We start from the raw sequence: 7,323 nt of genomic DNA on the forward strand, positions 1-7,323 counted from the left end.
CAGGCCGCTCTGAAGACCATTATCTCTGAAGACGGACAAGCGTGGTTGGTGGATGACCCGTCAAAGCCGCAGCTTCCTTTGTCGTCAATAGATCTTTCAATGGCGTGCTGTTTGCAGCAGGTGTGCTATCTTCAATTCTAGGCATGGTAGGCCTCCTAAGTGTTACAATGAGAACCGGATTGTCTGGCTATGGCAGTCCGGTTCATCTCTCAGACCAAATATGCCGCATCGGAATGCGCCCGCATACCAACACTTGACCAACGCGCAACGAACGCTGGCTTAACCAACGCGCAACTCTCAACGCATTGAAATTACCAACAGTTACCAGCCTTGATAGGGCCGAAGACCTGGGCGCCTGCCGGTGGGCCTTATCGGTTCCCATTGGGCGTGTTTTTTCGCAAGATTGATCAGGTCGTTATCGTTCCAGAACAGACCGAGCTTCGAGTGCTCAAGGGCGAAACCTGCACCGGCAAATATCAATGGCCCTTCAGATGCTACAATTTCACTGGGAGAATACCCCACTGGAAAGACGTCTGCGTAGATCGCAATGGTCCACAGTGTCATCGGGTCGAACGGCCCCCAGCCAACCGAGGCACAGCCTTCAGTCAAGTCACGCTGAAATATCCCGGTTGTTTCCAAAGAGCAGGCTTTTCGGACAGCTTGCTCAATCATGGCCGCTTGTTCCGACGATACGTCCTTTGCTTGCCAGCCATCGGTGTCCGCTCGGCATTTCATGCGGCACCTGCCATCAAAAACGCATCAAGGTCGTCCCGATGATAACGAACAATCCGACCGACGGTTCTATAAGTCGGCCCAATTCCCTTACTACGCCAGTTGTGCATTGTTCCCGCTGAGACAGAGAGGTAACTGGCGGCAACCTCTGTGGTCATCCAAGGTGTGTCGTTTGGTTGGTTTGTCATGCTGATAATTCCAAAATCAAAGTGTGCCCGAATTGGCGACGATGAAATCAGATTATCAGCTTACAATACCTATATATGCCAACGAGTTAAATCTCAGCACCATCACTTTGCGAAGTTGAGAATATAGTCCTCTAGGGCCTGAGCGTGGGGCCTTAACGCCTCAACCAAATGAGATTGGTGGACATACCCACCGGATGCACCTGGAAGCCTTTGGCCTAAAAGCAATGCTCCTTCTGCATATGGAACACCGGCTGCTATCAAGAATGTTCTGGCATGGTGACGGAGTGCATGCGGGGACGGAATGCCTTTGCGTTTGGGTTCGGCAATTCGACCAGAGGCGGACGTTGGCGAAGGCCAGAGCCACTCTGATGCAAGAGGTTCATTCTCCCCCAATCGGGCTGTAAGCATTTCAGTCAACCAACGTCCCGTGGGGAAGGACCAAGCCTCACCAACTTTCATATGGGTGAAGGTCAGGATTCCCCGTTCAGGATCAAAGTCGGCTCGCTTTACACCCAACAAAGAACTGCGACGTGCGCCTGTGAGCAGGAAGGTGCGATGCAAGTCACGCATTACGTTGGATGATGTCTCGGTCTGTTTCCAAAACAGAGAAACGTCCAATTCATCGACCTGCCGTCTTGCCGTTGCTGGCACACGGATTGCATCGACAGGATTGCCTTCGATTGTCTCATCATGCCTGCGGGCTGTGTTAATGATTGCTCGAACGGTTCGCATCACAGAGCCGCCTGTTGTGCGTCCGTGTCGCTTTGTCAGCGTGTCCAAGAGTTCTCGGCAGTCTTGGCGCGATATGTCAGCCACGGCACGACGCCGAAGACGGCCAAGATACTGGTCCATGTGATATTGGTAGTTCTTGACCGAAGCGGGGGAGAGGTCCCGTTCGCTCAGGTGCGTGGCCAAGGCCTGTTCTAGGGTCATGCCTGTTGCTTCAGGTCCAGCAGTGGGGTCGATACCAGATTGGATCGTGGCCATGAGCTTTCTGGCTTCGTTTCTGGCCTCTCCCAATCGAACCAAGTCCGTCCGTCCGATCTTCATGCGGACCGTACGAACATGGCGCTTTTGGCGCCTCACATCACCTTGGACGGCAAAAGTCTTTGTCGTCTTGTGGCAGATGCAAAGAAGGCCTTTGACGTCCGTATCTCGGTGGATGCCTGAACCCAATTCGAGGTCACGCACACGTGCCTCTGTGAACTTGAAGATTGTCATTGATAAATACCGTCCTGAGTACTGTTTCTGGGCTTAACTCGGATGATGCTGAGTGAGCCGATAGGACGTATTTTGTCTTGTTTATATGGGTTCGTACGCCCTGAATTGGCGTGAATTGACCATGATTATGATGCTCGTCTCGATTTGTAATCAGTAGGTCCGCGGTTCGAGTCCGTGTGGGGGCACCACCTGTCAAGCGAAAATCCCAAGAAATGTTGATTTCCTGAGGTTTTCGCGAGTTCGACACCGGATTTTGTCCCACAAACTGTCACACATGTCGCGGTATTCAGTTCGGCCTGTCCGAACCTGTGACCCCCTTGGTTGCGCGGAGAATCCGCGCGTTGATATCCGTCAGGCGCGGCCCATAGAAGCGTATCGCGTTGCCCGCCGCGCCGTTCAGCCGTGTTTCCTGGTCGAGCACGTCGACAAGGAAGAACGGAACATTCAGCAAAGCGCAGACGATTTCGTGTAAGTTCGAGATAATGGTCTCCGGAGCCGGATCACGGTGACTGAAAACCTCGATCAGCTCTTCAACGGCATCACGAGACTTGTCGTGATTGATACAGTCGCAGACATCCCAGAGTGTCGAAGCCTCCCGCTTCCAGAAGCGACGAGCATCATCGATCGCTTCATAGAGAACGTCAGCGTTCGTTGTGCTCTTTATATGGCATGCGTCAGCATGATTCGCGAGTCATTTCAATAGTTTAGATGGAACCAGCGCGTTTCGCGCCGGATCGTGTATGATATTTTGTCACAGTAACCAATGTGCCACTTTCGGGCGAGTTGCGGTCGCGGAGGCGTGTGGCGGCTGCGAAGCCATTCCGCAGGGATGCTGGCAGGCTATTTCGCGTCGGTCGCGGCCTTGGGCAGGGCCTTCAGGGACGTGATTAAGATATCTGCCGTCGGTTCGACCGTGCCCTTCAGCGCGTTTGTCTGGGCCTGCTGGTCTGCGACTACCGCAATCTGCGCTAGCCATATCGAGGCCAAAGAGTCCGCCGCCTCCCTCAGTCTTTCGACTATCCCGGAGCTGGCGAATATCGTCGTCGTTTGCCTGCGGGTGCGGGACATGGACCTTGCCATCTTCCTTCTAAGGACCCGCTCGCCGTTCTGAGCTAGCTTTCTCAAATGGCTCTGGCTCAATCGCGGGGGGAGGAAGTCTAGGAAGTCCAAGAAGGTTTCCAGGTCGTCCGTTTCAGACGCGGCATTTACCACGAATTGGATCACGTGACTTGTTTTTCCAAACCTCGTTTCGATATCCGCCAGAAGCGAAGTTCGTGCCGCAGTCCCGGATGCCGATGTGACGCGCATCATTAGCTGCACGATCGGGATATCTTCCTTTTTCGTCCACCGTACATTCGCATCGGTTAGGATGGTGGTATCGTCTATCTGGGTACTGCCATCTATCGCGGTATCGCGAAGGTCGCTGCCGGTGAAGTCGAAGCCCCGGAGGTCAGCCCCACAGAAGTTCAGCGCCCGAAGATCGGAGTGGGTAAAGTCTTTCGCCGGGTCTAGCCCGGCGAGTGCGGTCAACCTGTCAAACCGCATCTCTAGGCTAGCCAAGACACTCTCGATAGCTGCGCGTTCTTCGTCGGTGACGATGTCTTCCACTAGGCGACTCATAGCTCTTCGAATTCCACCTTGGACGCCACGACAACAGCTTCAAGGGAACGTGCTGTCGCGCACAACGGCCAAACCCCTTACGAAGCTCTCAGAGACAAGCTACAGTAGCAACGCAAGTGTCCCGCAGGTCCGCCCAGGTTACAGTCCAGAGCAAAAGAAACGTTATCATAGCGACGTCACTCGACCGGAAGCCATCACGTTCAATGGTTGCAAAATGATGAGAAGTAGCTACCGTGAATTGAATTAGATCAATCAGTTTTCGACGGACAATACTTAGTGGCTTCAGACAATCCTATTGATGACTATTGGGTTCAAGGAGCAACTGAGCCAGTCGCTCAGGTCGAGCAAGCTCAGCCACCTATCATGCTCGAGGGCGTGGAGCCCTTAGACGCTCAGTTTGGCGTGGATGAACCCAAGACAGTGCCCGACGCCTTGTTACATGCTCTATTTGGCAAATCTGATTTTATTGACAACGAGTTTGGTGAAACTGAAAGCAACCTCACAAATATGCATGATGAGGAATCCTACGTCTATGCCATCCTTGACGCAGCCCAGATTTCAGGGCTGCCTGAGCTTTTGGAGACGTCCGGGCTTGAGTATAGATGCTTGTTCAAAGGTGAAGCCTACGAAGAACTTCGCGACGTGGCCCCTTGGATAGTTCAACTAAAGGAGGGTAGCAATTTTGTACGCAATCTGTTTACTCGTTCCAAAGCACCGTGGCACTTGTGGGATGCCGGGGCGGGGGTATTCGTTCAATCCCGAAGCGATCTCAATGACGTCTGGGCCCACTTCAGAAAGTTCACCAAAGTTCAGGATGAAGAAGGGCGATGGTACTACCAGCGATACTGGGAGCCTACCTCTTGGTACCCATCTCTAATTGGACGCCTTAGCGACGTTCAATCTAGTATTCTGTCAGGTGTTGCACGTCTGATTATACATCTGAATACTCCTCTATTTGGTAGCCGCTGGGTGGTCTTAGAAGGAACTGAGCACGTTCAGCCAAAGGCTCTCGCAAAAACGCTGAGAATGCGGGACCTTCATGATGCAGCTTGGTCTGCAAACACATCCGATTGTCTGCGAGCGCTTAGCAGCTTCGCCGAAATGCGGATTAAAGGACTTGGCTTAGTCAGAACGCTTTGGTTTGTGGAGCACGCAGTTTCGTCGGGAGATAAATTTGACTTAGAATACCGCGATCAAATCGCATATCTGATGTTCTTGATGAATTTCCTTGGCTCGTACTTCTGGACTGATCCAAGATATAAGTCGTTCCATGATATCTTAACCAATCAAGATCTTGCGAGCCATAATAAGATTGATGCACTCCATGAGCTTTTTTCACGCTTCTCGAATAGCTTTATTGGTGATGACTATGGCTTATATTGGGATACCCTTGAGGCGACACAGGCACAGCTGCCAACGGTGTACGGGCATGATGGGTTAGATGAAGTGCTGCTTGAGACGCAAATTGGATGTCACGCCAAGCAAGAGCATTTAGTCGGCTTTCCGAGGCACGAGTTCTTGTTAGGATCAAGGCAAGCTGCCCGGATTATGGAAATGGATAGTCCAAAAGGTTACCAAGCGTCAGTTGTGTTGAGTTACTGGTTCGGGACAAGCTACTACGCTGATCCTCTATTTCCTTGGATCAGAGCTAAGATCCTCGAGAAAAGCGATGCTGATGCCAAGGCGGACAATGTGCTCGCGTATGCAGTGAAGCGATTGAAAAAAACCAAGGGAATGAGATCAAATGTGCTTTAACTCCTCTCTCCCTCCAACCACGTCGCCTGGTACTCTCGGCGGAGCACCGATAAGCGCTGCGGCTGACGGTAGCACCGCGCGGAGCGCGTTGGCGGGTCGTCCCACACGTGCCGCGTGTGGGTGTTGCACAGGGTTAATCTCTAGAGATACCGCGCACGATAATACTCCAGATAGTGCGTTGCGCCAAAAAAACGCTAGTGGCGGCTATAACGGGCAATACGCCAATCCATTTAAGGCGAACATAATTGTCGATACACATTCTCCCGCGACTGCTTCCTCTGCTCCTGGAGCTGGTCGCATAGTCGTAACAACCTTAATGGCTGCGACAAATGCTACTGCTCCAAGTGCCGAGCGTCCGCTTAGCGTTGCAATGAATGACACGCAGCTGGCGACCCGCATTCGCTCCATCCCGGCCGCGATTGCGCGGTATTGGAACGCGAAACCTCTCAAGCTCGATATTACTGATGCAACTTGCGGTCAAAATATTTACGAGATCGTTTTTGACCCACAGATTGTACTCGCTGCATCAGGAGCTCGCTTGCGTGGTGTGCATTACAATGTTGAAATAGTGAATGTACCAATGCAGCCTGCCCCAAATCCTCTTGGACCGTTGATAACTGGACGAAGAGTTCTTCAAGGCCAATCATATGTGCTTGGCTACAGAGCAGTATTTAACATAGGTGAGTCACGGTCTGGTACAGATAGCGTCTCAGCGTCGTCGCGGAACCCACAGGCTGACATCCTTGAAGCGCACGAGTATGGACATATGCTTGGCTTGAAAGATGAGTATAATGACGCAAGGTTCAATCGAGGCGGCGTCGACTATGAGTTGCCGGATGGAACCGTGCAGAGAGCTTCCGGCCAGGAACACCTGATGGATACGATGAGAGTTGAGCAAGAGTCGCGTCAGGCTCGGTATGCCACTACAATCGCTTATGCGGTTCAAGACATACTGAATCGCAATGGGCGACGAGTTAGCCGAAACAGGATTATTGGAGACTACATATGAGCTATCCAAAAATGATCGCCGTTGTAATTGCACTTTCAGGATGTATGCCTCCAAGCACACAAGAGGACAGCAAAATGCTCCCAGGATTTTTCAGTGGAATGAACCTAATTCAGCAAATGGATTGTGGCGGTTTTGATGTGCAGTATTACGCTCACCCAGAGGTTAGTCTGGCAGAACTGAACGCACCCACAAGCGTTAAAGGCTTCGGAGCTGTAGTCGTTCCGAAGCAGGGAGCTAACATTTCGAAAGTTGTGACACGCCAGAAGGCAGCGCCAAGACTGGGTGAAAATTACAAAATTTCATACCGTGCTCCAAACGAAGAAGCTCGTTACATTACAGGTAACGGACTAGACGGTCATGGCGCTCCAGACACCGCATTCGTACAAGATCGCCCACTGTTTAACGACAACGGCGTATTTCCTATTCAGATCCTCTACACAAACATTCTGAGTGAGAATACAAACGGGCAATACGGTCGAGGTGACATGGTGATAGATGATCAGATATCCCAAGTTTTTACGGCTGACGATGGCTCAACATGTACTGTGCGCCCACCGAGAGTTTCGTTTAGAATTAAAGGATGACAGCCCAAGGCATGGCTCGTGTGATCGTCGCGAAGGGATCGGGTGTACGTGAAACTACGGCGATGCACTGATCATAAATGGTCGCTCTCACACTTGGGTGTGGCGGAGACGGCCAAGCTGTGCACGCTTAGCCATCCCCATACTCCCAAGCGGGAGCACCGTAAGAGGCTATCTGCTGTAGATATGTACGGACTCTCGGGACACTTCCTGTAAA

At 51.9% G+C, this 7,323-nt stretch carries 8 protein-coding genes; 3 read left to right on the plus strand and 5 right to left on the minus strand.

Going from position 1 to position 7,323, the window contains the following annotated elements; translation table 11 throughout:
• Positions 1-321 precede the first annotated feature (321 nt).
• From THALAR_RS07670 to THALAR_RS07680, 5 genes are all read right to left on the minus strand, one after another.
• Positions 322-672, minus strand: a complete 351-nt coding sequence (locus THALAR_RS07670) for a hypothetical protein (RefSeq protein WP_040818075.1) — start codon at positions 670-672, stop codon at positions 322-324.
• Positions 673-731: 59 nt separating this feature from the next.
• Entirely contained in the window at positions 732-920 is a 189-nt protein-coding gene (locus THALAR_RS19015; protein ID WP_211264791.1) for a helix-turn-helix domain-containing protein, read from the minus strand.
• Between the two features lie 102 nt (positions 921-1,022).
• Positions 1,023-2,141: an integrase family protein gene (locus THALAR_RS07675; protein WP_021100951.1), complete on the minus strand. Its 1,119-nt coding sequence runs from the start codon at positions 2,139-2,141 to the stop codon at positions 1,023-1,025.
• Between the two features lie 286 nt (positions 2,142-2,427).
• On the minus strand, positions 2,428-2,592 hold the full coding sequence (locus THALAR_RS18560; RefSeq protein ID WP_021100952.1) for a hypothetical protein: 165 nt from the start codon (positions 2,590-2,592) through the stop codon (positions 2,428-2,430).
• 389 nt (positions 2,593-2,981) lie between these two features.
• Complete coding sequence (locus THALAR_RS07680) at positions 2,982-3,749, minus strand: pentapeptide repeat-containing protein (protein ID WP_169788526.1); 768 nt, start codon at positions 3,747-3,749, stop codon at positions 2,982-2,984.
• A gap of 288 nt (positions 3,750-4,037) precedes the next feature.
• Here THALAR_RS07680 and THALAR_RS07685 point away from each other — a divergent pair, with 288 nt between their 5' ends.
• The 3 genes from THALAR_RS07685 to THALAR_RS18395 all read left to right on the plus strand — a co-directional run bounded on the left by THALAR_RS07685 (position 4,038) and on the right by THALAR_RS18395 (position 7,109).
• Entirely contained in the window at positions 4,038-5,516 is a 1,479-nt protein-coding gene (locus THALAR_RS07685; RefSeq protein WP_021100954.1) for a DUF4123 domain-containing protein, read from the plus strand.
• A gap of 370 nt (positions 5,517-5,886) precedes the next feature.
• Positions 5,887-6,525 (plus strand): zinc metalloprotease, encoded by a 639-nt coding sequence (locus THALAR_RS18390; RefSeq protein ID WP_154666777.1) that lies wholly within the window; start codon positions 5,887-5,889, stop codon positions 6,523-6,525.
• On the plus strand, positions 6,522-7,109 hold the full coding sequence (locus tag THALAR_RS18395; RefSeq protein WP_154666778.1) for a hypothetical protein: 588 nt from the start codon (positions 6,522-6,524) through the stop codon (positions 7,107-7,109). The genes THALAR_RS18390 and THALAR_RS18395 overlap by 4 nt, the downstream gene beginning before the upstream one ends.
• The last annotated feature ends 214 nt before the right edge of the window (positions 7,110-7,323 follow it).

The organism is Litoreibacter arenae DSM 19593, from assembly GCF_000442275.2.
Lineage (GTDB): Bacteria > Pseudomonadota > Alphaproteobacteria > Rhodobacterales > Rhodobacteraceae > Litoreibacter > Litoreibacter arenae.